Annotated in this window: 22 protein-coding genes; 8 read left to right on the plus strand and 14 right to left on the minus strand. The window is 37.6% G+C overall.

The window, feature by feature from the left end; genetic code table 11:
- Positions 1-97: 97 nt before the first annotated feature.
- Together AC3CH7_RS10275 and AC3CH7_RS10280 are read right to left on the minus strand one after the other, a co-directional pair.
- Complete coding sequence (locus AC3CH7_RS10275; RefSeq protein WP_012295012.1) at positions 98-1,333, minus strand: DNA polymerase IV; 1,236 nt, start codon at positions 1,331-1,333, stop codon at positions 98-100.
- Positions 1,334-1,566: 233 nt separating this feature from the next.
- Positions 1,567-2,964: an aminotransferase-like domain-containing protein gene (locus tag AC3CH7_RS10280; protein WP_012295013.1), complete on the minus strand. Its 1,398-nt coding sequence runs from the start codon at positions 2,962-2,964 to the stop codon at positions 1,567-1,569.
- A gap of 129 nt (positions 2,965-3,093) precedes the next feature.
- Between AC3CH7_RS10280 and AC3CH7_RS10285 the strand changes: the two genes are divergently transcribed.
- The gene (locus tag AC3CH7_RS10285; RefSeq protein ID WP_012295014.1) at positions 3,094-4,257 is read left to right on the plus strand and encodes an aminotransferase-like domain-containing protein; all 1,164 of its coding nucleotides are present in this window, start codon (positions 3,094-3,096) and stop codon (positions 4,255-4,257) included.
- 47 nt (positions 4,258-4,304) lie between these two features.
- On the opposite strand, the gene AC3CH7_RS10290 is transcribed toward AC3CH7_RS10285, so the two are convergent.
- Positions 4,305-4,859 (minus strand): helix-turn-helix domain-containing protein, encoded by a 555-nt coding sequence (locus tag AC3CH7_RS10290; protein ID WP_031417460.1) that lies wholly within the window; start codon positions 4,857-4,859, stop codon positions 4,305-4,307.
- A gap of 113 nt (positions 4,860-4,972) precedes the next feature.
- Between AC3CH7_RS10290 and AC3CH7_RS10295 the strand changes: the two genes are divergently transcribed.
- On the plus strand, positions 4,973-5,560 hold the full coding sequence (locus AC3CH7_RS10295) for a LysE family transporter (protein WP_012295016.1): 588 nt from the start codon (positions 4,973-4,975) through the stop codon (positions 5,558-5,560).
- A gap of 50 nt (positions 5,561-5,610) precedes the next feature.
- On the opposite strand, the gene AC3CH7_RS10300 is transcribed toward AC3CH7_RS10295, so the two are convergent.
- From AC3CH7_RS10300 to bioD, 5 genes are all read right to left on the minus strand, one after another.
- Entirely contained in the window at positions 5,611-5,733 is a 123-nt protein-coding gene (locus AC3CH7_RS10300; RefSeq protein WP_008178200.1) for a hypothetical protein, read from the minus strand.
- A 371-nt stretch (positions 5,734-6,104) separates the two neighbouring features.
- On the minus strand, positions 6,105-7,100 hold the full coding sequence (gene bioB / locus AC3CH7_RS10305; RefSeq protein WP_012295017.1) for a biotin synthase BioB: 996 nt from the start codon (positions 7,098-7,100) through the stop codon (positions 6,105-6,107).
- Positions 7,097-7,690 (minus strand): biotin transporter BioY, encoded by a 594-nt coding sequence (locus tag AC3CH7_RS10310; RefSeq protein ID WP_031417456.1) that lies wholly within the window; start codon positions 7,688-7,690, stop codon positions 7,097-7,099. Before AC3CH7_RS10310 ends, bioB begins: the two co-directional genes overlap by 4 nt.
- Positions 7,691-7,692: 2 nt before the next feature.
- On the minus strand, positions 7,693-9,060 hold the full coding sequence (bioA, locus tag AC3CH7_RS10315) for an adenosylmethionine--8-amino-7-oxononanoate transaminase (protein WP_031417454.1): 1,368 nt from the start codon (positions 9,058-9,060) through the stop codon (positions 7,693-7,695).
- Complete coding sequence (bioD, locus tag AC3CH7_RS10320) at positions 9,041-9,745, minus strand: dethiobiotin synthase (RefSeq protein ID WP_012295019.1); 705 nt, start codon at positions 9,743-9,745, stop codon at positions 9,041-9,043. Before bioD ends, bioA begins: the two co-directional genes overlap by 20 nt.
- Before the next feature lie 263 nt (positions 9,746-10,008).
- Here bioD and AC3CH7_RS10325 point away from each other — a divergent pair, with 263 nt between their 5' ends.
- A complete protein-coding gene (locus AC3CH7_RS10325) occupies positions 10,009-10,473 on the plus strand; it encodes a hypothetical protein (RefSeq protein WP_012295020.1) in 465 nt (154 codons plus the stop codon).
- A gap of 43 nt (positions 10,474-10,516) precedes the next feature.
- On the opposite strand, the gene AC3CH7_RS10330 is transcribed toward AC3CH7_RS10325, so the two are convergent.
- Together AC3CH7_RS10330 and AC3CH7_RS10335 are read right to left on the minus strand one after the other, a co-directional pair.
- Positions 10,517-11,557: a beta-carotene 15,15'-monooxygenase gene (locus tag AC3CH7_RS10330; protein ID WP_198694951.1), complete on the minus strand. Its 1,041-nt coding sequence runs from the start codon at positions 11,555-11,557 to the stop codon at positions 10,517-10,519.
- A gap of 123 nt (positions 11,558-11,680) precedes the next feature.
- Positions 11,681-12,565, minus strand: a complete 885-nt coding sequence (locus tag AC3CH7_RS10335) for an AraC family transcriptional regulator (protein ID WP_012295022.1) — start codon at positions 12,563-12,565, stop codon at positions 11,681-11,683.
- Between the two features lie 101 nt (positions 12,566-12,666).
- Between AC3CH7_RS10335 and AC3CH7_RS10340 the strand changes: the two genes are divergently transcribed.
- Together AC3CH7_RS10340 and AC3CH7_RS10345 are read left to right on the plus strand one after the other, a co-directional pair.
- The gene (locus AC3CH7_RS10340) at positions 12,667-13,593 is read left to right on the plus strand and encodes a DMT family transporter (protein WP_488381729.1); all 927 of its coding nucleotides are present in this window, start codon (positions 12,667-12,669) and stop codon (positions 13,591-13,593) included.
- Between the two features lie 130 nt (positions 13,594-13,723).
- Entirely contained in the window at positions 13,724-14,776 is a 1,053-nt protein-coding gene (locus tag AC3CH7_RS10345) for a Cj0069 family protein (RefSeq protein ID WP_488381730.1), read from the plus strand.
- A 30-nt stretch (positions 14,777-14,806) separates the two neighbouring features.
- Here AC3CH7_RS10345 and AC3CH7_RS10350 read toward each other — a convergent pair whose 3' ends face one another.
- The 3 genes from AC3CH7_RS10350 to AC3CH7_RS10360 form a co-directional block, all read right to left on the minus strand.
- On the minus strand, positions 14,807-15,439 hold the full coding sequence (locus tag AC3CH7_RS10350; protein ID WP_031417445.1) for a LysE family transporter: 633 nt from the start codon (positions 15,437-15,439) through the stop codon (positions 14,807-14,809).
- Between the two features lie 116 nt (positions 15,440-15,555).
- Positions 15,556-16,299, minus strand: coding sequence for a tetratricopeptide repeat protein (locus AC3CH7_RS10355; protein ID WP_036216791.1), 744 nt, complete (start codon positions 16,297-16,299; stop codon positions 15,556-15,558).
- Positions 16,300-16,386: 87 nt separating this feature from the next.
- Positions 16,387-18,102 (minus strand): methyl-accepting chemotaxis protein, encoded by a 1,716-nt coding sequence (locus AC3CH7_RS10360; RefSeq protein WP_488381731.1) that lies wholly within the window; start codon positions 18,100-18,102, stop codon positions 16,387-16,389.
- Between the two features lie 206 nt (positions 18,103-18,308).
- On the opposite strand from AC3CH7_RS10360, the gene AC3CH7_RS10365 reads away from it, so the two are divergent.
- The 3 genes from AC3CH7_RS10365 to nspC all read left to right on the plus strand — a co-directional run bounded on the left by AC3CH7_RS10365 (position 18,309) and on the right by nspC (position 21,108).
- Positions 18,309-18,515, plus strand: a complete 207-nt coding sequence (locus AC3CH7_RS10365) for a hypothetical protein (protein WP_012295028.1) — start codon at positions 18,309-18,311, stop codon at positions 18,513-18,515.
- 227 nt (positions 18,516-18,742) lie between these two features.
- Positions 18,743-19,972: a saccharopine dehydrogenase family protein gene (locus AC3CH7_RS10370; RefSeq protein ID WP_488381732.1), complete on the plus strand. Its 1,230-nt coding sequence runs from the start codon at positions 18,743-18,745 to the stop codon at positions 19,970-19,972.
- Positions 19,969-21,108 carry a carboxynorspermidine decarboxylase gene (gene nspC / locus AC3CH7_RS10375; protein WP_031417437.1) on the plus strand — a complete coding sequence of 380 codons (1,140 nt, stop codon included), beginning with the start codon at positions 19,969-19,971 and terminating at the stop codon, positions 21,106-21,108. Before AC3CH7_RS10370 ends, nspC begins: the two co-directional genes overlap by 4 nt.
- Positions 21,109-21,239: 131 nt before the next feature.
- Here nspC and AC3CH7_RS10380 read toward each other — a convergent pair whose 3' ends face one another.
- Positions 21,240-21,728 carry a chemotaxis protein CheW gene (locus AC3CH7_RS10380; RefSeq protein WP_008181662.1) on the minus strand — a complete coding sequence of 163 codons (489 nt, stop codon included), beginning with the start codon at positions 21,726-21,728 and terminating at the stop codon, positions 21,240-21,242.
- Between the last annotated feature and the right edge of the window lie 13 nt (positions 21,729-21,741).

Below are 21,741 nucleotides of genomic sequence, written 5' to 3' on the forward strand. Positions count from 1 at the left end.
CATGCATGCCTGATTAGCTCTATCATCTCCATATAGCTCTCATCAACCGTTGCAGTATACCCCTAAATCCTTTAATCCCGTGAAAATTGACCATCTTTTAAATGTGATCATCCCAAAAGTCCTTACTAAAACTGGTGTTTGCCTGATGTTTCCCTCCTGGCTTTACAATATCGGACCCTCTCAAAATAACACCTTTTCCAAATTTCTGTTCAATTTGATCTACCAATTTAATAATCGGTTCATCTTTAATATGTTCTTCAAAATCAAAAAAAGTTAACTGCTGTGTCATCTCTTTAATGTCACTAACATTTGAAATAGTCACACCAAGTAATCGGACAGGTTCCTCATTCCAATTTTTATTAAATAGATTCCATGCCTGTTCAACTATATCCTCTTTTAAAAATATCGCGTTATTGACTGATTTACTCCGAGTATAGGTTTCCCAAGAAGCTGTACGAATTATAATACTCACAGTCACACCAGCAAGTTTTTTAGCTTTTAACCTCTCTGCTACCTTTTCAGAAAGTGTTGTCAATATTTTATATAATTCATCTCGGTCAGTCGTATCATGTGAGAGTGTTGTTGAATTTCCTACACTCTTCGTATCATATATTGCTTCTGGATCAACAGGTCGATCATCCTCGCCATTGGCCTTCTGTTTCAAACGAAGTCCGTTGATGCCAAATTTCTGTTTTAATGTGTATTCATCAGCCGCAGCTAACTCTCCAATTGTTTGTATACCTAATTCTTTTAATTTTTCTGCAGTGCTCTTCCCAATTCCATGCATTTCTTTAACATGCAATGGCCATAAAACTGATGGGACATCACGTTTACGTAATATTGTGATGCCCATCGGCTTTCTCATATCACTGGCCATTTTTGCTAAAAACTTATTGGGCGCAATGCCTATTGAACAAGGCAATTGTAGCTCGTTCCAAATTCGATTTTGTATACCATGTACATGCTCTAACACATTTTGTCCTTCGATTATAGGCAATTGTATATAACCTTCATCTATAGAAACTGGTTGAAGTATGTCACTATACTCTTTCAGTAATCCAAAAAAGGATTTTGAGGCAGCTCTATATCGATCAAAATTTGGAGGTAATACAATTAACTCTGGGCATTTTCTTCTTGCTTCACCGACATTCATGGTAGTATAAACACCACTTTTTCTAGCCTCATAGCTACATGTAATAACGATACCCCTACGTTCTTTTGGATTACCTGCAATGGCTATAGGTTTTCCTTTTAATGATGGATCATAAATTTGTTCTACTGAGGCATAAAAGCAATTAAGGTCAATATGTAAAATGATTCTTCCTTTATGCAATTTCTTTCACCTCATTTTAACTTTAATGTTAGCTATATTTTATCACATGCGAGTCCTTTTACACTTAATCTACTGACTTAGCAAAGCATGTTTTTTGTATACCTCTTTGTTATATTGGCATCTCATTCACATTAAAACATATATGAATCATAGCCAAAAAATTATATACATTCTGCGGGATTACATTGATACCTGCCATAGCTATAGGCTTGCTCATAAAATAAATAGGACGGTTAATCAACAAATGCATAGTCACCATTACTTTCGAGAATATCCTTTAAGATAATTAATGCTTGCTCCAGCTGATATTCGGGAGCTGCTATAGCCATACGCACAGCATTTACTGGCTTTGCATTGCCGACTGCAAATCGTTCTGCTGCATATACCTGTACACCGGCTTTCGAAGCCAGCAATTCAAATTGTACACCTGTGAATTTGTCTGGCAAGAGGAGCCATCTAAAAATACATTCCTCATCACCTAGAATGTGATACTCTGCTAAATAATGATTAACTAGTGCATTTTGCTGTTTTGCATATGCTCGATGTTTTTCCAATATCGTTTGTGCGACCCCCTCATGTATCAATCTTGCTGCAAGCTCTAGCATAATTGGAGAGACTGATATATTGATATTATAGAGAGTCTCCATTATTTTTTTACGAAGAGCAGGAGGTGTGACAATAAAGGAGAGTCGTAACCCTGGTGAGATGGTTTTCGATAGGCTTGCAATATAGATTACTTTATCAGGTGCATAGGAAGCAATCGGTGCATATGGTTTTTCCTTTAGAAAACTATAAATTGCATCCTCAATGACCACCAAATTTTTCTGTCTAGCTACTTCCGCAATCATTTTTCTTGTTTCCACCGACATCGTATGTGTTGTTGGATTATGAAAATCAGGGATGACATAGATACCTTTAATATGTTCATTTTTACAAGCATACAACAGTCCTTCTTTTGTCATTTCGCCCCGGCATTGTTGAATAGCAACAAGCTGTATGCCTAGCATATTCGCGGCCGTTTTCATCCCAGCGTAAGTAATGGGATCTGTCCCAATTCGATCCCCTGGCTGGAATAATGCCGCAAGTGTTCCGACAATGGCATTTTGTCCGCCCGCGCCAAGCAAAATGGGCTGATCTGTTTGAAAGTTCACCCATTCGAAGAGCTTTAGCACGGCCTCATTTTGCCATGCATTGCCCTCAGGTCGTCCATATTGAAATAGTTTATTGAAGCTAGGTTCACCTACCATTTTTTTCATATAGCGAGTAATATCCTCATTGACAAAGTTGTCTGGTAATACGGAGCCCATTTCAATCATGGGGGTCGTACGGTTTGTTGGTAATAAAATTTTATTGCTAGCTGCATCCGTTGAAACAAATGTACCACTACCAATCGAGGCATATATTAATCCCTTTTGTCCACAGAGCTTAAATGCACGTGTAATCGTGCTTAAATTCACATCTAAAAAATCGGCTAATTCGCGTTGTGGTGGTAATTTTGTTCCTGGCGTTAGCTTTCCTTCTTTAATGTCTTCCTCTAGCTGTTGTGCAATGGCTATATATAATGGAGCCGTGCTATTACTAATATCTGGCTTCCAACTCATAGGATACGCATCAAATGAATTAATAGGCATTCGCAAAGCGCCTTCTTTCTATTAATTTGCATACAATAGTTTAATTGTCTTGCATACAATGATAATATTGTATGCAATCGATGACAATGATATAATTTTTAAAAAATCAGAAAAAAAGGACCGATCATTATGCAATATTCTGAAAGAATCTTAAATACTCCATCCTCATTTATTCGAAATATTTTAAAAGTGACAGATGCAGAGGATGTCATTTCCTTTGCAGGCGGGCTTCCAAATCCTATCTCTTTCCCAATTGATGCGTTAAGAGCATCAGTAGATCACGCTATTACAAAAAACGGTAGCCGCCTATTTCAGTATTCTTCAACACAAGGTTATGCACCATTACGAGAGTACATTGCTGCTAAATATCAACGTGTTCACGGACTTGATATACATGCTGACGACGTCTTTATTACAACAGGTTCACAGCAAGCACTTGAATTAATTGGAAAGGTGCTTATTAATAAGGGCGATGGCATTATTATTGAAGAGCCTGGTTACTTAGGAGCTATTCAAGCCTTTACATTAGCTGAACCAACCTTCCATGGGGTAACACTAGAAAACGATGGTCTTAATCTAGAAGAATTAGAGCAAGCCCTACAACAACCAAATGTAAAATTTATTTACACCGTTCCAAACTTCCAAAATCCAACTGGTCTCACATACTCGAAAGAAAAGCGTGAGCAAATTTACGAATTGGTTGCCAAATACGATGTTGCTTTAATTGAGGATGATCCGTATGGGGAGCTTCGTTTCCAAGGCGAGCCACTTCCATATATCGGTGCTGGTAAATTAGAAAATAGTATTTTACTAGGTTCTTTCTCTAAAACAGTCACACCTGGCATGCGCCTTGGGTTTATCATTACAAAAAACAAAGAGCTTTTACAGCATATAGAAACTGCTAAGCAAGCCTCTGATCTTCATACTAATATTTTCTCGCAATATGTTATCTATGATTATTTAGCAAGTAATGATTACACGGAACATGTTAATAAAATAATTAGTTTGTATAAAAATCAATCAGAAGCGATGCTTGCTGCGATGCAAGAATTTTTCCCTCCTCATGTTGAATATACACGACCAGAGGGAGGCATGTTCATTTGGGCGACAATGAAGGATGGTACACCAGCTCTTGATGTATTCCATAAAGCGATGGAACAAAAGGTGGCCTTCGTGCCTGGGGATCCATTCTATACATCTAAAACGAACGTGAATACTATGCGATTAAACTATACAAATGCAACACCTGAAGTAATCCGCGAGGGTATCAAACGTTTAGCAAGTATACTGTAAAAAAATGAAACCGTATAAACGCTCTGAAAGGCGTTTATACGGTTCTATTAATGTGGATAGTATATGGTCATGCTGAGACGTGTTAAAGTCTTCCCTGGGTTGATATATGTGTGGGGACAATCAGCTTTAAAACGGATTGCATCACCGCTTGCTAATCGATAGTCCTTTTCCTGTATTCGAATCGTTAACTCACCATCAAAAACGGTTAAATATTCCACTGTTCCTTCTCTATGCGCCTCAGCGTGTAATGTTCCCTTCTCCTTTATCTCGATACTATAAATTTCAAAGCGACTATCCTTTTGAAAAGGAAAATGAGGGTAGACGACATATTTCCCATTATCTCCCTGTATTGCATGAATGTCCTTGCCTAAGATGAGCTCTGTCTCTGCCTGCGGTTGATGAATGAGCTCTGTAAATGAAACCTTTAACCCATTAGCTATTTTCCAAATGGTCGTTAATGTCGGGCTCGATTCCCCTCTTTCAATTTGCCCGATCATAGCTTTACTTACACCGCTAAGTTGTGATACTTTCTCTAAACTTAATTTCTCTCTCTCTCGAATAGTCTTTAAATTTCGAGCAAAAATCAGTTGAATATCCTCCATCATCTAACCTCCGTTTATATACAATATAACGTACGTTATGTATAATAAAACAAACAACATTATAATGTCCATTTCGGACATTATAACATACAACATAAATGAGGTGATGGTATTTGCCTGTATTTTCCTTTTTAGTATTTATTACGATTACAAGCTTCACCCCTGGTCCTAATAACTTTATGGCTATGGTATTTGCCAAACAGCACGGCTTATCAAAAACTTTGCCCTTCTGTTTAGGTGTAGGGATTGGTTTTTTTATGATTATTACTTTGAGTAGCTTTTTCAACATAATCATGCAGAATATTATACCGATTATTAAATTACCCTTAACCATTTTTGGTGTCGGCTATATGCTATACTTAGCCTTTAAAATTGTGACAAGCAAAGAGCAGGACGCAAACAACGAGGTCGAAGAAAAGCGGAACTTATTTTTTGTAGGAACCTTCTTACAATTTATCAATCCAAAAGGAATACTATTTGGGATTACCGTTGTTGCCACTTACATCCTTCCTTACTATTCTTCCTACATAAGCTATCTGCTTTTCTCACTCCTTTTAGGTTTCGTAGGAATTATTAGTACGTTCAGTTGGGCATTATGTGGGTCCGTTTTCCAAAAACTATTGCAACAGCATCGACAAATATTTAATATCATCATGGCTTTATTACTTGTGTATAGTGCCATTTCAATTGTTGTTCATTAAAAAAACAGCCCTCAACTGTCGAGGGCTGTAAGTAAAAAAGAACTGAACTTTTATTTTGTATATGTTAAAACTGCATTTTTTTTGAATTTCGCCAAAGCTTCCGTTGCCTCATTTTTATTTGCATACTCAAAAATACGAACATCCTTTTTATCAAATACTGTAATAACCCACATGTAAAAAGCTCCCTTCTCTTATTTTTTGTACTATAACAATCACCAAAATTTATGCGACTTCTCGTCAACTGTTTTACAACAATCCCTTACTTAATACTTATTTTACGCTGAATTTTAGAAAAAGAAAGCTTTATGTGAAGGTCTTCACAAACTGTTCAATTTCAAACCGCTTACATTGAACAATTTGTGAATTTCTTTATTTTTTAGGTATATAAAGGATATGGGATGTTAGGTTTATCCGTCACTTTTTGCTTTCTATCCTCTACATTTCGCTCTTTATCCATCGCCATTATAGCTCTATCCATCTCCTAAAAAAAAACCGTACAAGCGTACGGTTTTAACTGTAGTAGTAGATTTTATTTCTATAGCCCCTAGCAAAATGCTGCTTCTTGCTTTTGTGTTAATTCAATCTCAAAGCCTAAATCCTCCAACATACGATAATCACTATTTGCTTCCTGACCAGCAGTTGTTAAATAATCCCCAACAAATATACTATTCGCTGCATAGAGGCCCAGCGGCTGTAGACAGCCGAGATTGATTTCACGTCCACCCGAAATTCGGATTTCCTTTGTTGGATTGATGTAACGGAATAACGCTAAGACCTTTAAACAATAGCGTGGATTTAAGTCCTTAGTCCCTTCTAGCTTTGTCCCATCAATCGCATTTAAAAAATTAACAGGAATAGAATCGGCATCTAATTGATGGAGAGCACGCGCAATATTGACGACATCCTCCTTTGTTTCCTTCATCCCAATAATGGCACCCGAACAAGGAGAGATACCATGTTTTTTAACAATCTCTACTGTATTAACACGATCCTCATACGTATGTGAAGTTGTAATGAAGGAATGGTGACGCTCAGAGGTATTCAAATTATGGTTGTAACGATCCACCCCTGCCTCCTTTAATTGCTGTGCCTGTTCTTCTTTTAGCAAGCCAAGGCAGGCACAAACTTTCAAGCCATACTTTTCTTTAATTTCTACAACTGCCTCGCTTACGACATTGACATCCTTCCGTGTGGGCCCTCGACCACTTGCCACAATACAATACGTTCCAATCTTGTTGTCAAATGCTCTTTTTGCACCAGCCAAGATTTCCTCTTTCGTAATAAAAGGATATTTTTCAATAGGTGCAGTTGATTTAGAGGATTGAGAACAATAGCCACAATCCTCTGGGCAATAGCCGCTTTTAGCATTCATAATCATATTGAGCTTTACTTTTTTACCATAATAATGCCGACGAATAGCAAAGGCACCGTCCATGAGTTGTAATAGCTCATCATCCTTACTATTTAAAATAGCAAGTGCCTCCTCATTGCTAATGATTTTGCCATCAATTACTTCCTGTGCTACCTGTAAAAAATTCATATCATAGTTTCCCCTTCCCCTTGAGAAATACTTACTCTTCTAGCTGACTGAAATACTTTATACAATTTCTCAGCTAATAAGCCGGCTGAAATAGCTAAGCCAAAATCAGCAACGATACTGCTTAAGAAGCCAACAACTAAAACATGTGACCAGCTTGTTTTCATATCTAACCAGAAGTTTAAAGCTATATATAAATATGGAACAGCTACGGCATATACAATGAAAAGCCCTAAGATTGTCGCTCCAATAAAATGTTTCTTCGTTGGCTTCTCTATTCTTTCAACGATTATTCCAATTACATAAGCGGCAAGAGCAAAGCCAATAAGATAGCCAAATGTCGGCTGTAAAACATACGTGATGCCCCCGCCCTGCGTAAAAACAGGTAGCCCTACTAAGCCAACGCCGATATAAACAAGCTGACTATAAAACCCATTGCGGCTACCTAGTAAACAACCTGCTAAAAAGACGAAAACAATTTGTAAGGTAAACGGTACAATGGGTAAAGGGATTTTAATAAAAGCTCCTATAGCCGTTAAAGCAGCAAACATGGCAATCATGACTAATGCTAATGTGGAGTGCCGTCTAACCAACTTTATTCCCCCCTGTCTTTGAAAAATTGTTCAATCGTTTCTTTCGTTGTATTAATCATGAAAGTCATTTCTTCATTTGTAATGATGTAAGGTGGCATAAAATATAAAATATTGCCAAGAGGTCGTATGAGTAGACCTTTTTCTAATGCTTGCTGATAAATTTGGTAACCAATTCTCTCTTCACTTGCAAATGGCGTTTTCGTCTGACGGTCTGCAACAAGTTCAATAGCCCCCACTAAACCAACTTGTCGGTATTCACCCACATAAGGCATATGACCAAATGCTTCCATTGCTAGCTGACGCATTTGTTGCCCCTTGCGTTGAATCATGTCCATTATTTGTTCTTCTTCAAATATTGTTAATACTTCAAGCGCCACACGACATGCCAACGTATTGCCAGAGTAGCTATGAGAATGTAAAAATGCTTTCATCGTTCCATATTCATCATAAAATGCGTTGTAAACTTGATCACTTGTTAGAACAGCGGATAATGGTAAATAACCTCCTGTTATGCCTTTTGATAAGCACATAAAATCTGGTGTGATACTGGCCTGCTCACAGGCAAACATTGTCCCTGTACGGCCGAACCCAACAGCAATTTCATCTGCAATTAAATGAACATCATATTGTGAGCATAATGCTCGTAGCCGTTGTAAATAAATGGGTGGATACATTTTCATCCCCGCTGCTGCTTGAATAAGTGGTTCTATAATAACAGCCGTGATTTCCTCATGATGCATCTTAAGCTGTTCTTCTACAAAATGACTACATGGTGCATCACAGCTTTCTGGTAGTTTTTGGAACGGGCAACGAAAACAATCCGGCCCCTGGGCACGTACAGTATCCAATAAAAGTGGCTCAAATACTTCATTGTAAAGCCCTACCCCTCCTACAGATAAAGCACCAACGGTTTCACCATGATACGCATCTGTAAACGCTAGAAACCGAGTTTTTGTTTGTTTTCCAGTCTGCATATGGTATTGAAAGCTCATCTTCAATGCCACTTCGACGGCAGAAGAGCCGTTATCCGCAAAAAATACTTTATGTAAACCAGGTGGTGATAAAGCGACTAATTTTTCAGCTAATTGGATAGCCGGTTCATGTGTAAAATTAGCAAAAATCGTATGCTCCAATGTAAAGGCTTGATGACTTAAGGCCTGACTAATACGCGGATTGGCATGTCCAAATAAATTTACCCACCAGGAGGAAACAGCGTCCAAATAGCGTTTGTCATGCTCATCATAAAGCCACACACCTTGTCCCTTTTTTATAACGATAGGTGGAAATGCTTCATAATCTTTCATTTGTGAGCACGGATGCCAAATATGCCGTAAATCTCTAGCCTGTAAGTCAGTTATTTCTCGGATCATTTCCATAAAGCCTTTCAAATAAGGTTGTGTGTGTAATGTTGATATTCGCTAGTTCTGAAATATCCTGAAGACGTGGGATAATCGCATAGGGCAATGGATGGTACTGTAAAATCGTATGAATATTATCCTGTTCCATCATACTGCCCGTGTCACCGTTAAAAACAATACCAAGAACGTCAATCTGGCGTGATTGCAATGCCTCCATTGTTAACAAGGTATGATTGATTGTCCCTAAGGTTGTCCTTGTAACAAGCACTACTGGCAATTTGCTGCTCACAATGACATCAAGCAGTGTGATGCTTTGTTGAACATCTAAAGGCACAAACAATCCCCCTGCTCCCTCAGCTATAACAACATCATAGGATTCTTGTAAGAATTGAATACGCTGTAAAAGATTTTCTACATCAATTTGCTGTCCCTCCAGTTGAGCAGCAAAATGTGGCGATGCGGCCTCCTTAAACGAATAGCCATTCATATGCTCTTTATTTAACACTTGCAAGGAATACTTTTCATACATAGCTGTATCTGCATAATAGCTATGCAAATTGTCGTATATCTCGCCTGTTTGCACTGGCTTGAAAGGTATAATTTCCAACCCCAACCTTTGCAATTGACACATCAACAGTGTCGTGACAATCGTTTTACCAACATCTGTATCAGTACCGACTACCCAAAAATGTTGCATCGTTAACCTCCCCCTCTTCTTAAGTTAACCTAAGACACTTTAAAAGTTAACACATTTATTTTCTTTTTGTAAATGCCTATTCTTTAATTTCTCAGAAACTTGTACAAAAATAGCAAAATCTTGTCATAGCTTCTTGAAAATTTAACCCTTTCAAGGAATGCGCTAACTGAATTTGCTTTCTCATAAAATAAAGCAGGAGATACTTCTTAAATGAAAGGAATTTTATCTAGTTGTGTAGTATTACACTATATGGGGGTGGTTGTATGTTTGGGATTTTTAAAGACGCAGAAAAAAGCATTGATACATATGAACAAGTGCATTCAATTTTAAAATCATTGCTTACCTATGAACTAAAAGAATTACCAACTCGCTATGAATTTTGGTATCGTGTAGCTATTCGTCAGGAGGAGTGTCGTAGTCTTCAAGCGGAACATCGTGCAAAAATTTCGATGACCTCTGCAGTAGGACGCTTTCATCAAAAACAATATGAAGCGATGACAAAAAAACTAGCTAAACTTGAGCGCCTAGCTGATATTTATAAATTATTTTGTCTGGAGGAAGAACGAGCGAACCTAAATCATCGACTGTCCTTCCATCAAGAAGACATTGCCGCTCTATACGATCACATTCAGCATAAAGAGCTTTATACGTATTGTGACTCGGTTCAGCTGCAATTTTGGGAAGCCATCCGCGATGACATTTTACATGCAATCGCAGACCTTGATTAAATAAAAAAAGCCAACGTTTTTATTCAAAACGTTGGCTATCTATTTAGGCAAAATACTTTGACATTCTTAGTTGAAGCATTTGTTTAAACTCTTGTGACTGGTCAACTTTAATCGCTACTTGATTATAATGTTTTTTAATGCCTAACATAAAAGTCACTTCCACTGGCTCTTTCATTTTTAAAATGACGTGCGGATAAGCCTCACCAAAATCACGTGCCACGAAATCTATCGTATCCTTCGATAATTTTCCTTCTAACTGACCCTTATCCTCTATAACCTCTTCTATTTTATTAAAATCGATTTCTGTACGCTTCATTAAACCTAGCGAAATATATATTGTTTCGTCTGTTACGTATATAGGATTTAATCGAATCGCCTGCATATCTGCGATCAAAAAGATCACTGAATATATATTAAGAATGAGCAAAACAATGGAAAGAATCATGGACTTCTCATGTAACCACCAGTGAATGCCAATCGTTTCAATCGCAATACCGTGGATAATCATAAGTTGAAAGGCGATATAGCTTGAATTTTTATGCAAAGTAAAACCGAGGCGTTCTTGTCGCTTCCAGCTAGCAACCCCATAATAAAGGACAAGTAAATCCGAACAAATCATTTGAATGACAGGATGCTGCGGAAATTGTTTTTCTACAGCTTTTGAAAATGAAAATATATCTGGTAATGAACTGGCACGTACATCAGCAAGAACTCTTGGCAGATAGCGGACAAGTGTAGCAATGAGTAAAATTTCTAACACGATCATAATACCTTCAAGAGCAAAGCCTGCCCACGTGACTGCCACAAATGGCTGAAGATGCTCAATTGGAATGATAAAACGTGCGGCAATACAGCCAATTGCGACTAACAATATGGACTGCTTTAATGAGAACTTCCCTTTATAAAGCATCCATAATATAGGTATGACAACTACTAAATCAATGAGGGAACCTAAAACAACTCCATTTGTTTCGATAGGCAAGATGACCGAACCAAGACCCGAATTATAAAGCGTATAATTGCTGACTAGCACGATGAATAACAGAGCTAGCCATATATTTTGCTTTTTCCTTAAAACCATCATTCTAACGCCCCCTACACACTATTAATTACACTTTATTGTAAATGGTGAATTATGTATATATTACAGGCATAAATGATTATATTTTTTCCATTGATGTTCAATAATTTTTCACATTTTAAAACTTTACAGAAATTTCTTGCGATAAACATGTGGTGAATAGCCTGTATATTCTTTAAACTTCTCAATATAGTAACTGACAGTACTAAAGCCTGTATTGGCAGCAATAATAGTGACGTTTTGCTCGTCATCCCTCAATAATTCAATACTTTTGCGAAGTCGATATTGTAATAAATAAGTAAATGGAGTCAGTCCAATTACTTTCTTAAAATACCGACTGCATTCAGCCCTACTTAAATACACGTGCTTCGCTAAATCCTCTAGCGTTATTTTTTGCTGATAGTGTGTATGTAAAAAATTCAGCATCGCTTTAGCCCGTTCTTGTTGCACAATAATTGAGGGGTCCACAATTTCCTCCGTCAGCAAGGATTGGGTTAACATCACTTCCCAAATGTATAGTAGCTCTCTCCATACTTTAAGTTGATAAAAGGCCTCTTGCTTTTGTAATATATCAGCCATACATGCCACTTTTTGAGTTAACTCCTTCGTAAGTTTAAGGTAGGGCTGTCGATGAGTAGTTAAATAAGGTTGAACATAATTAGTCATAAAAATACTGCCATCATGCCCTCCAATGATTATTGGGTCCACGTTTATACAGTAAACAATCGCATGCTCCATTTGAAAGGGCTTCGCCTCATGTAATTCTGAGGTATTGATGAATAGCCCCTCCCCCTCCTCTAAGACTAAAACATTCGCTCCTACCCGATACTTAGCACATCCGCTTTTGAGATAAACAAATTGAATTTCTTTATGCCAATGGAGTGGTAGAAAATCCATACTATCCATGTTCATGGTCGTTTCATACAAGGCAACTGGAAATTCTTTTGATCCGTGCAATGTTAGCTCTTGCAAATCTTTCGCAATTTTTATATGGGTTAAAGGCAACCTCATCACCTCAATATTTTGATATTTTTAATGTGTTAACACGATATTTATTCTGTTCCGGACATCTTATAATCACCTTATATTGATAGTTTAGGAGATGTTCGTCAATGAATCAAATCATCAAAAAAAATCGTACCCTCGGTTTTTTACTAGTAATCCTTGGGGCAAGTTTTTGGGGAATCGGTGGAACCGTAGCCCAAAAACTATTTCAGGAGGAACAAATAGCTGTAGAATGGCTAGTTTCTAGTCGTCTACTTTTGTCTGGTCTATTACTCATAGGAATATATAAAATTACCCATCGACATGAGTCAATCTTTATCATGTGGCGGACAAAACAAAATGCCATGAGACAATTATTATTTAGTTTATTAGGCATGCTTGCTGTCCAATATACGTATATGATGTCTATTTCCATTGGAAATTCAGCGGTAGCCACGCTTCTACAGTATTTAGCACCTTTGTTCATCATGGCATATTACTTTTTATCTAAGCAAAGCCCTTTGACAAAACAGGATAGTATTGCCGTTACACTTACACTTGTTGGAACTTTTTTATTATTAACAAATGGGTCCTTTTCAACTTTGTCAGTACCTTTTATGGCCGTATTCTGGGGTGTAGTATCAGGACTTTCAGTTGCCTTTTATACACTATATGCTGTTCCCCTTTTACAGCAATTCCATTCCTTACTTGTTGTAGGGTGGTCCATGGTCATCGGTGGGATTGTTATGAGTTTCTTCCATCAACCATGGTCTATTGATGTATCGAACTGGACATTTTCTACGATTGCCTATTTTCTTTTTATTATTATATTCGGCACAATGCTAGCGTTTTGGTTTTATATTGCTAGCTTGCATTATTTATCCCCAAAGGAGTCAAGCTTATTAGGAAGCTTAGAACCACTAATGGCTGTCATCACAAGTGTATGGTGGTTAAAAATAAGCTTTGGAGGTTACCAATTTATTGGTACTTTACTAATTCTTCTAATGATTCTATATCTCACAGTGTTTATATCTGATTTTTCTGACTGTCAGTAGTCAATACCTCCTATATTAAATATTGGTTTATATGAATTAATACATAAAATTTACATATTTCATATATCTTTTCTCCTTGTTTGTCTACTATACTGAAAATAAATGACAAATAAAAAGGGAGGTATTAGTTATGAATAAAAAAGTTATTTTTTTTGAGGTTGAAGGTGGCACAGACAAAGGATCAGATGGCTATCGTCCAGATACAATGCCAATGGTGGAAGCTTTAAAGCAACGTGGGCAAGATGCAGAGGTGTTATTTTTTGATATTGCAAAAAAACAGCAAATTTTTGACTACGTAAAGAAACATGGTGCTGCCTATGTATCCCGTATAAACCCCGGCAACTTGCAGCATGAGGAAGAATATTTCGCGATGCTTCGAGAACTTTGCCAAGTAGGCGTCATCGGCATGCCACATCCCGATGCGATGATTAGCTATGGCTCTAAAGATGTATTATCAAAGCTTACTGCTACCAATTTAGTACCTGATGATACATTTGCCTACTATACAATCGAAACATTTAAAGCACAATTTCCTACTTCTCTAGCGTTAACAGAACGTGTTCTGAAGCAAAATCGTGGTTCTACGGGTGAAGGTATTTGGCGTGTAAAATTAGTAGAGCCTCTAGCCGAAGGAATTACCGAAGTTCCATTAGATGCACAAATTAAATGTACCGAAGCAAAAGATAATCATGTTGAATATTGGTCTCTCGGAGACTTCATGACATTTTGTGAGCCATATATTACTGGATTGAATGGTATGTTAATCGATATGCGATTTCTTCCACGTATTACAGAAGGTGAAGTTCGCTTATTGATGTTGCGCAATCACCCCGTTCACGTGGTACATAAAAAACCTGCTAATACTGAGGATGCCTTTAGTGCAACATTATTCTCAGGTGCACAATATCGCTATGATCAACCAGAGGATTGGCCTGAGCTTGTCGAAAGCTTTTTATCACAGCTACCTCAAGTAACGAACCTGTTAGGAGGATATGACTTACCTCTTATCTGGACAGCTGATTTTATGTTAGACACAGATGAAGCTGGCAAGGATTGCTATATTTTAGGTGAAATGAATTGTTCATGTGTGGGCTTTACTTCAGAGCTCTCCTTAGCACATCAAGTAGCAGAAGAAATTTTGGCTTGTCTCCAAGAGCAGACAATTGTAGTTACTCCATCATAAAAAAAAGTGCGATCTGAGAGATCGCACTTTTCATATATAAATTTTAATTGCTTGTATAAATTCATATATAAAATAACCAGCAAAGCCAAATAACAAGAATCCTGCGACAATCGTAAATGTTTTAATCATCTTCCGATTCATCGCTTTACGCGTAACTGAGACAATAGTTAGTAAACCGATATCGTGGAGTAAAATTCCACTCAGGACACCAGCAGCAATAATTAAAAAGCTTGTTTGCTCCCCTTGTCCGTAAGATTTAGCTAGAACAACGCCGAATACATTGACCCAAAAAACAAGGTTACCAGGGGATATAGCTACCAATAATCCATTCAAGTAAGAAGCAAAAAAGGACTTGGTTACTTTTTCTCCTGCCAATGTAATATCATGATCGGCATTCTTAATAGAGTCATACCCTAACAAGAATAAAAAGCCCGCTCCAATGATCCACATCGGAAGCTGTACCATAGGCATAGCCAAAATGGAGGCTAATCCCATATACAAGGCAAAAACTAATACGATGTCAATGGTCATGCCACCAAGCCCTACAGCCCAGCCGTGCAGAAAACCATTTTTAAGTCCTTGCTTTGTCATTTCGACTGTAATTGCACCTACAGGCATGGCAATGGCAAGTCCCACCAATACATACGCTACATATAAACTCAAAAAAACACTTCTTTCATGTCATCGATAAGCTTCATACGTCCGTTTATACTTCTACATTAGCATAAATATACTTAAAAGGAAATAATTATTAATAGTTTAACGTCTCTTTTCTAGATTTATAGCATTTGTTTTTTCCATTGTCTTAACACATCATTCGATTTCACAAGATCCATTTTCAAGGTGATTTGCTTTGTAGAACAGCGTTTTTCAGCTCTCTTCCAAGCCTCCTCTAAAGCAGGTAAATAGCTTAAATTTTTTGTAGTAGCTACAAGCTGTAAAAAAATATTACCTTGAATATAGTGCCAGCGAGGATTCATACCATCTAGCTTTATAGCCTCCTCAATTAGTCTAAGTGCTAAATAAGGGCTTCCCTCATGACGATTTAAAAATTGAGCAAAAGCACCCCAATACAGACCTTTGTTAGGCTGTAATTTAATAGCCTCTGCAAATTGAACCATCGCTTTGTCTTGTTCTTTAGTAAGGACGTAATATTCAGCCATCGTATAATAAGCGTTTGCCTGTGCTTCAATGGGTCCTGCTAATAATTCTTCTATTACTTTCCCAAACTGTTCATCATCTTGAGTACCGATATAGGCTGTAAGAACATCTCGCTCTGGGTACGAACCATCTGTACGTTCTTTACTTTGCATTATTTTTTCATCAGTCGTTTCAGGCATATCGGCATATCCATTTGCCTCTAGTAATGCAACATGTTGCTGAATAAGTTGATGGGTCTCGTCAGTTAAATTTATTTGGCTGGCAAGTATCTCCTTTGCTAGCTGGTAGCTCTCTTTTACTTGACCACTTAAAAATAAGTCATTTATTTGCTGTACTTGCTCATCCATTTGTTTTACCACCATTAAATCCTCACCTTCACTAAAAGAAAAATCTTATGGATAGTGTACCATCTTAGACAGGCAAGCAAAAGATAACTTATCCTAATTTTTCTACAATTCTTTTAATTTAAATGCTTTTACGTGTTGCTCTAGTGTATGTGCCATATGGGTCGTTTCATTCGAACTTTGTGCAACCTCATCAATACTTGCTGTTGTTTGCTGGGCTGCTAAGGTAATTCTATTCATGGCTTCCTCAATGTCTCTAATGGATTCTGTTAGTTGTTGTATCATCTGGACAATTTGAGCTGACTTTTCATTTTCAGCAGTCACTGCATGAGAAATACTTATGATTTCCTCAACTGTCTTCGCTACAGCGCTTGAAATATTTCCTAAGGATTGTGCTGTCAAACCAACTGTCTCTGTTCCTTTTTCAATATATTGCGTATTATCATTCGTTGATGACATCACTTGCTGAACATGTTTCAGCATATCCTGAATAAGCTGTTCAACCTGTAATACTTCTGCATTGGACTGCTCTGCTAGCTTTCGCACCTCCTCAGCAACAATCGCAAAGCCTTTTCCATGCTCTCCTGCCCTAGCCGCCTCGATAGAAGCATTCAGGGCTAGTAAATTCGTTTGTGATGCAATACTAGCAATCGATGTTGTAATTGCCTGTATTTTAGCAGCAGACGTAACTAAGTTTTCAACAGTATGCTTTACTTCATCTGAACCACTTTGAATCGATACCATATCATTGTTTATATCTTTGGCTAGCCTTTCTCCATCTGTTGCTAGTTTCATAGTTTCTCGTGCATTATGAGCACTATCAGTAGCATTGTTCTGGATTACCTGCAAGTCCTTAGCTAAGGAGGTTAACACTTCGGTAGCATTTTCAGCGTGATGCATACCTGCCGTCACAGTGCTTGTTACTTCTTCGATATTATGAGCGACCTCTTGAATTGTGTTCGTCATATCGTTTAAGGTGCAAGCGGTTTCATCTGCATTATTAGCAAGTGTATTAGAGGTAGAACGCATGGTCATGATCATACTTTGCAGGCTAGCTGCCATACGATTTAATGTCTTCGCTAAATCCTCAACCTCATCCTTGCTGTTTATTTTTGTTTCCGCTACCGCTAAATTGCCATTTGCAATTTCTTTGGCTTGTTGAATAAGGACACTAATTGGCTTCACTTTTCGCCGGATTAAAAACCCTGTAATAATTGAAGCAATTAGCATAGGGAAAATACTAATTAATATGCCGCTCCGAACAACATCCCATGTACGTTCCTTAACAATATTGGCATCAAAATCGATGACACTGATGGCAATAATCTCTTTACTCGAATCGTGGTCTTTGAAAATGGGGGCATAGCCTGATAAGCGATCCATGCCAGCAAATGTATAGGGCTGAGAATAAGTTGGATGCTTATCTTGTAACAGCCTATCAATCGCTTCTTTATCAAGATAGAAAGAATCCCCAGGTGCAAAACCTTTCTCGGCTAAATGGTCATCCAGCGCTAACAATGTTCCATCAAGGGACAGAATATATTGAGTTTGAAAAATATCTTTGTGTCCAGTTGTCCAGTTTAAATCATTCCCAATACGTTCCCGAGCAGCCTGGTCCCCACGCATGGCCTTGTCCATCTGCTCAGGAGATAATAAACCGGTTGTAATATTGGCACATCCATATGCCTCCACACCAGCAGCATCATACAGTTTATTGTAAGCAGTTATGTATGTAGCGAACGATGTAATCCCTAGCATGACCACTAAAATACCAGCAATAATCGTTCCAAGTTGAAAAGTTAATGAATTTCGTAATTTCACGATTCATCTTCTCCCCCTTTCTTGTAATAATCTAAAAATTTTCCCCTTATTTTTTCATCATACTATAAAAAGATGTATTTAAAAAGCATCTTTATTTTTCCTAAAGAAACAAAAACATTGGATAAAAGTTCTGAATTATGCAATAATTGGGGTTCACTAACTTAATTATGAGTCATTCAATAAATCATCTACTAGGGGGGCTTACAATGAATAAACGTTTTCATTTTGTATCGCTTATTACTGGAAATTTGCTAACAATAGGAGCTATCTTCATTTATGCTATGCAAAGCCAAGTACATGTAGCCCTCAGTACGTATGGACTAGTAATGGGATTTCTAAGTACTTTACTTGTGATTTTCTTTTATGTATGGGGAGATGAAAAGCAACAAATATCAAGTCGATTTTTAAAATAAAAAGAGTGATGCGCAGTTCTGATGTTTCAAGCAATGATGTCCCTTGCTACCTTTGTAGAACAGGGATTTTTCCATGTTTTCCAGGCTATTTCATTATGATTACGTCTAATTGATGTAGAAAAATTAAATTTTTTGTAGAAAATTTTAAAACAATGATTGAGTACTATATCAAATTTCTGTATAATCAGCTTGTTTGACAATACTTTTATGAACTTGGGGGTAGACAATTGGGTAAAGCATTGATTATCGGAGCTGGCGGAGTTGCCAGTGTTGTGGTACACAAGTGTGTTCAAAATTCGGACGTATTTGAGGAAATTTGTATCGCAAGTAGAACTGTTTCAAAATGTGACGCTCTAAAAGAAAAACTAGACGGCGGAAAAACAAAAATTCATACTGCACAGGTAGACGCAGATAATACAGAAGAGGTTATTGAGCTTATTAAAGCTTTTGGACCAGATGTAGTGATTAACGTTGCCCTACCTTATCAGGACTTAACGATTATGGATGCTTGCTTAGCGACAGGTGTGCACTATGTGGATACTGCAAACTACGAGCCACCTGAGGCGGCAAAATTTGAATATAAATGGCAATGGGCTTATAAAGAAAAGTTTGAAAAAGCTGGCTTAACTGCATTACTTGGTAGCGGTTTTGACCCAGGTGTAACAGGGGTTTTCACAGCTCATGCGCAAAAACATGAATTTGATGAAATCCACTATATTGATATTGTGGATGCAAATGCAGGAGATCATGGTTATCATTTCGCAACAAACTTCAACCCAGAAATTAACATTCGTGAAATTACTGCGAATGGTCGTTACTGGAAAGAAGGCGAGTGGGTTGAAACAGCACCACTTGAGAAAAAAGAAGTTTATAACTTACCAGAAATCGGACCAAAAGATATTTACCTTCTATACCATGAAGAGCTTGAATCACTTGCAAAAAATATTAAAGGTTTAAAACAAATCCGCTTCTGGATGACGTTCTCTGAAAAATACTTAACACACTTAAAAGTATTAGAAAACGTTGGTATGACATCTATCGAGCCAATCGAATTTGAAGGTCAAATGATTCAACCAATCCACTTCCTAAAAGCGGTGTTACCAGACCCAGCTTCTCTAGGACCTCGCACAAAAGGTAAAACAAATATCGGTTGTATCATTCGCGGTCTAAAAGACGGTCAAGAAAAAACGTATTATGTGTACAACGTATGTGACCACGAAGAATGCTATAACGAAGTGGGGTCACAAGCGATTTCTTACACAACTGGCGTACCTGCTATGATTGGTGCAATGCTTGTAATGAACGGGGAATGGCGTAAACCAGGTGTTTGGAATGTAGAAGATTTCAATCCAGATCCATTCATGGATGCATTAAATAAATGGGGTCTACCATGGCAAGAAAGCCATAACCCAGAGTTACTTGACCTTGATTTAGATGCAAAGGAATTAAGCCGATGAAACCAATTGATTTTTCAAAAGTTCCATCCCCTTCTTATGTAGTGGATGAGCGATTATTAACAAAAAATCTTGAGCTTTTAAAATCAATTCAAGATCGTACAGGCTGCCGTATATTACTAGCCCTGAAAGGATTCTCTATGCATTCAACATTCCCACTAGTAGGGGAATATTTAGCAGGCATTACAGCTAGCTCCCTGCATGAGGCCCGTCTAGGCTACGAAAAAATGGGCAAAGAAGTTCATGTTTATGCACCTGCTTATATTGAGCATGAAATGGACGAGCTTCTAGGCTATGTGGATCACATTGTATTTAACTCATTTAACCAATGGGCTCAGTTCAAGGATAAAGTGAAATCTGCTGGTAAAACAATTGAATGTGGTATTCGTGTGAATCCTGAGTACTCTGAAATTGAAACAGCTCTTTACGATCCTTGCTATACGAATTCCCGTCTTGGAACGACTTTGGCTAACTTCGATAAATCTCAACTTGACGGCATTGATGGCTTACACTTCCATGCAATGTGTGAACAAAACTCGGATACGTTAGAGCGTATTATTGAAGTAGTTGAAGAAAAATTTGGTGATGTCTTACATCAAATGAAATGGTTGAATTTCGGTGGTGGTCACCATATTACACGTGAAGATTATGATGTAGAGAAGCTTGTGAACATCATTAATTATATCCAAGAAAAATATAACCTGCTTGTGTATTTAGAGCCAGGTGAAGCAGTGGCCCTTAATACTGGCTATTTAGTAGCTACAGTGTTAGATATTCAAGAAAATGGGATGGATCTTGCTATTTTAGATACGTCGGCAACATGTCATATGCCTGATGTACTTGAAATGCCATACCGTCCAATGATTATTGGTTCTGGTCAAGCTAATGAATTTGCCCACACGTACCGCTTGGGTGGACTAACATGTCTTGCTGGTGATGTTATAGGCGACTATTCATTTGAACAGCCATTAAAACCAGGAGATCGTCTGGTATTTACGGATATGGCGCATTATTCCATGGTCAAAAACCATATGTTTAACGGTGTTAACCTACCTTCTATCGTTTCATACAATGATGAAGAAGGTATTAAAATTATTCGCGAATTCAAATTTGAAGACTACAGTGGTCGTCTTTCTTAAGAACATGAAAAAGCCCTTCCGTTTTTTTTGCAGGAAGGGCTTTTTTAGCTGTATAGTCTTCTAACTTTCAACGTTGTGATAGCCATATTGGGGTGTGTTCACAATTACATTTTAAAGGAAAACGTAGAAGCCTAAGCCTCTACGTTTTCCTTTTCATTCTCGAGCATTTTGTGTAAATAATTAATAATTTCACGTATTCCTTCTAATGAATTGACGAGTATTTTTGGGTCAACATACGTAATCATTCGGTTTTCAAGATTAGCCACAGCTGTAAAGTAGCGAGTTTTACTATAATTCACAAGTCCTAACTGTTGAAGTATTGACTCATCTAAATCAAGAATTTCACGAGCTTCCGTAACAAGTAACCCATAGTTAACAACATCAGTATTCAATACAATTACCCGAGCAGTTGCTGTATTGGAAGAGCGATTATATAATATTCGTTCAAAGTCTAGAACAGGCACAAGTTCCCCACGAATTCTTGTAAAACCTAAAAGATAGTTAGGTAAGTGAGGAATAGGTGTTACCTGCTCTAATTTTTCAATTGAAATCGCTTGCTCTACTGGCACTGCATATTCTTCTGTACCACAAGCAAAAACTACTGCTTTTACACTTTCCATATGGTCACACCCT

Source organism: Lysinibacillus sp. F12 (assembly GCF_057773605.1).

Excerpts from the sequence above, each read along its gene's own strand:
- bioD (WP_012295019.1), bottom strand. The coding sequence starts at position 9,745 with ATGCAACATTTTTGGGTAGTCGGTACTGATACAGATGTTGGTAAAACG.
- AC3CH7_RS10355 (WP_036216791.1), bottom strand. The coding sequence starts at position 16,299 with ATGGTGGTAAAACAAATGGATGAGCAAGTACAGCAAATAAATGACTTA.
- AC3CH7_RS10365 (WP_012295028.1), top strand. The coding sequence starts at position 18,309 with ATGAATAAACGTTTTCATTTTGTATCGCTTATTACTGGAAATTTGCTA.
- AC3CH7_RS10335 (WP_012295022.1), bottom strand. The coding sequence starts at position 12,565 with ATGAGGTTGCCTTTAACCCATATAAAAATTGCGAAAGATTTGCAAGAG.
- AC3CH7_RS10345 (WP_488381730.1), top strand. The coding sequence starts at position 13,724 with ATGAATAAAAAAGTTATTTTTTTTGAGGTTGAAGGTGGCACAGACAAA.
- AC3CH7_RS10285 (WP_012295014.1), top strand. The coding sequence starts at position 3,094 with ATGCAATATTCTGAAAGAATCTTAAATACTCCATCCTCATTTATTCGA.
- AC3CH7_RS10280 (WP_012295013.1), bottom strand. The coding sequence starts at position 2,964 with ATGCCTATTAATTCATTTGATGCGTATCCTATGAGTTGGAAGCCAGAT.
- AC3CH7_RS10290 (WP_031417460.1), bottom strand. The coding sequence starts at position 4,859 with ATGGAGGATATTCAACTGATTTTTGCTCGAAATTTAAAGACTATTCGA.
- AC3CH7_RS10380 (WP_008181662.1), bottom strand. The coding sequence starts at position 21,728 with ATGGAAAGTGTAAAAGCAGTAGTTTTTGCTTGTGGTACAGAAGAATAT.
- AC3CH7_RS10300 (WP_008178200.1), bottom strand. The coding sequence starts at position 5,733 with ATGTGGGTTATTACAGTATTTGATAAAAAGGATGTTCGTATTTTTGAG.
- bioA (WP_031417454.1), bottom strand. The coding sequence starts at position 9,060 with ATGATCCGAGAAATAACTGACTTACAGGCTAGAGATTTACGGCATATT.
- AC3CH7_RS10325 (WP_012295020.1), top strand. The coding sequence starts at position 10,009 with ATGTTTGGGATTTTTAAAGACGCAGAAAAAAGCATTGATACATATGAA.
- bioB (WP_012295017.1), bottom strand. The coding sequence starts at position 7,100 with ATGAATTTTTTACAGGTAGCACAGGAAGTAATTGATGGCAAAATCATT.
- nspC (WP_031417437.1), top strand. The coding sequence starts at position 19,969 with ATGAAACCAATTGATTTTTCAAAAGTTCCATCCCCTTCTTATGTAGTG.
- AC3CH7_RS10330 (WP_198694951.1), bottom strand. The coding sequence starts at position 11,557 with ATGATGGTTTTAAGGAAAAAGCAAAATATATGGCTAGCTCTGTTATTC.
- AC3CH7_RS10340 (WP_488381729.1), top strand. The coding sequence starts at position 12,667 with ATGAATCAAATCATCAAAAAAAATCGTACCCTCGGTTTTTTACTAGTA.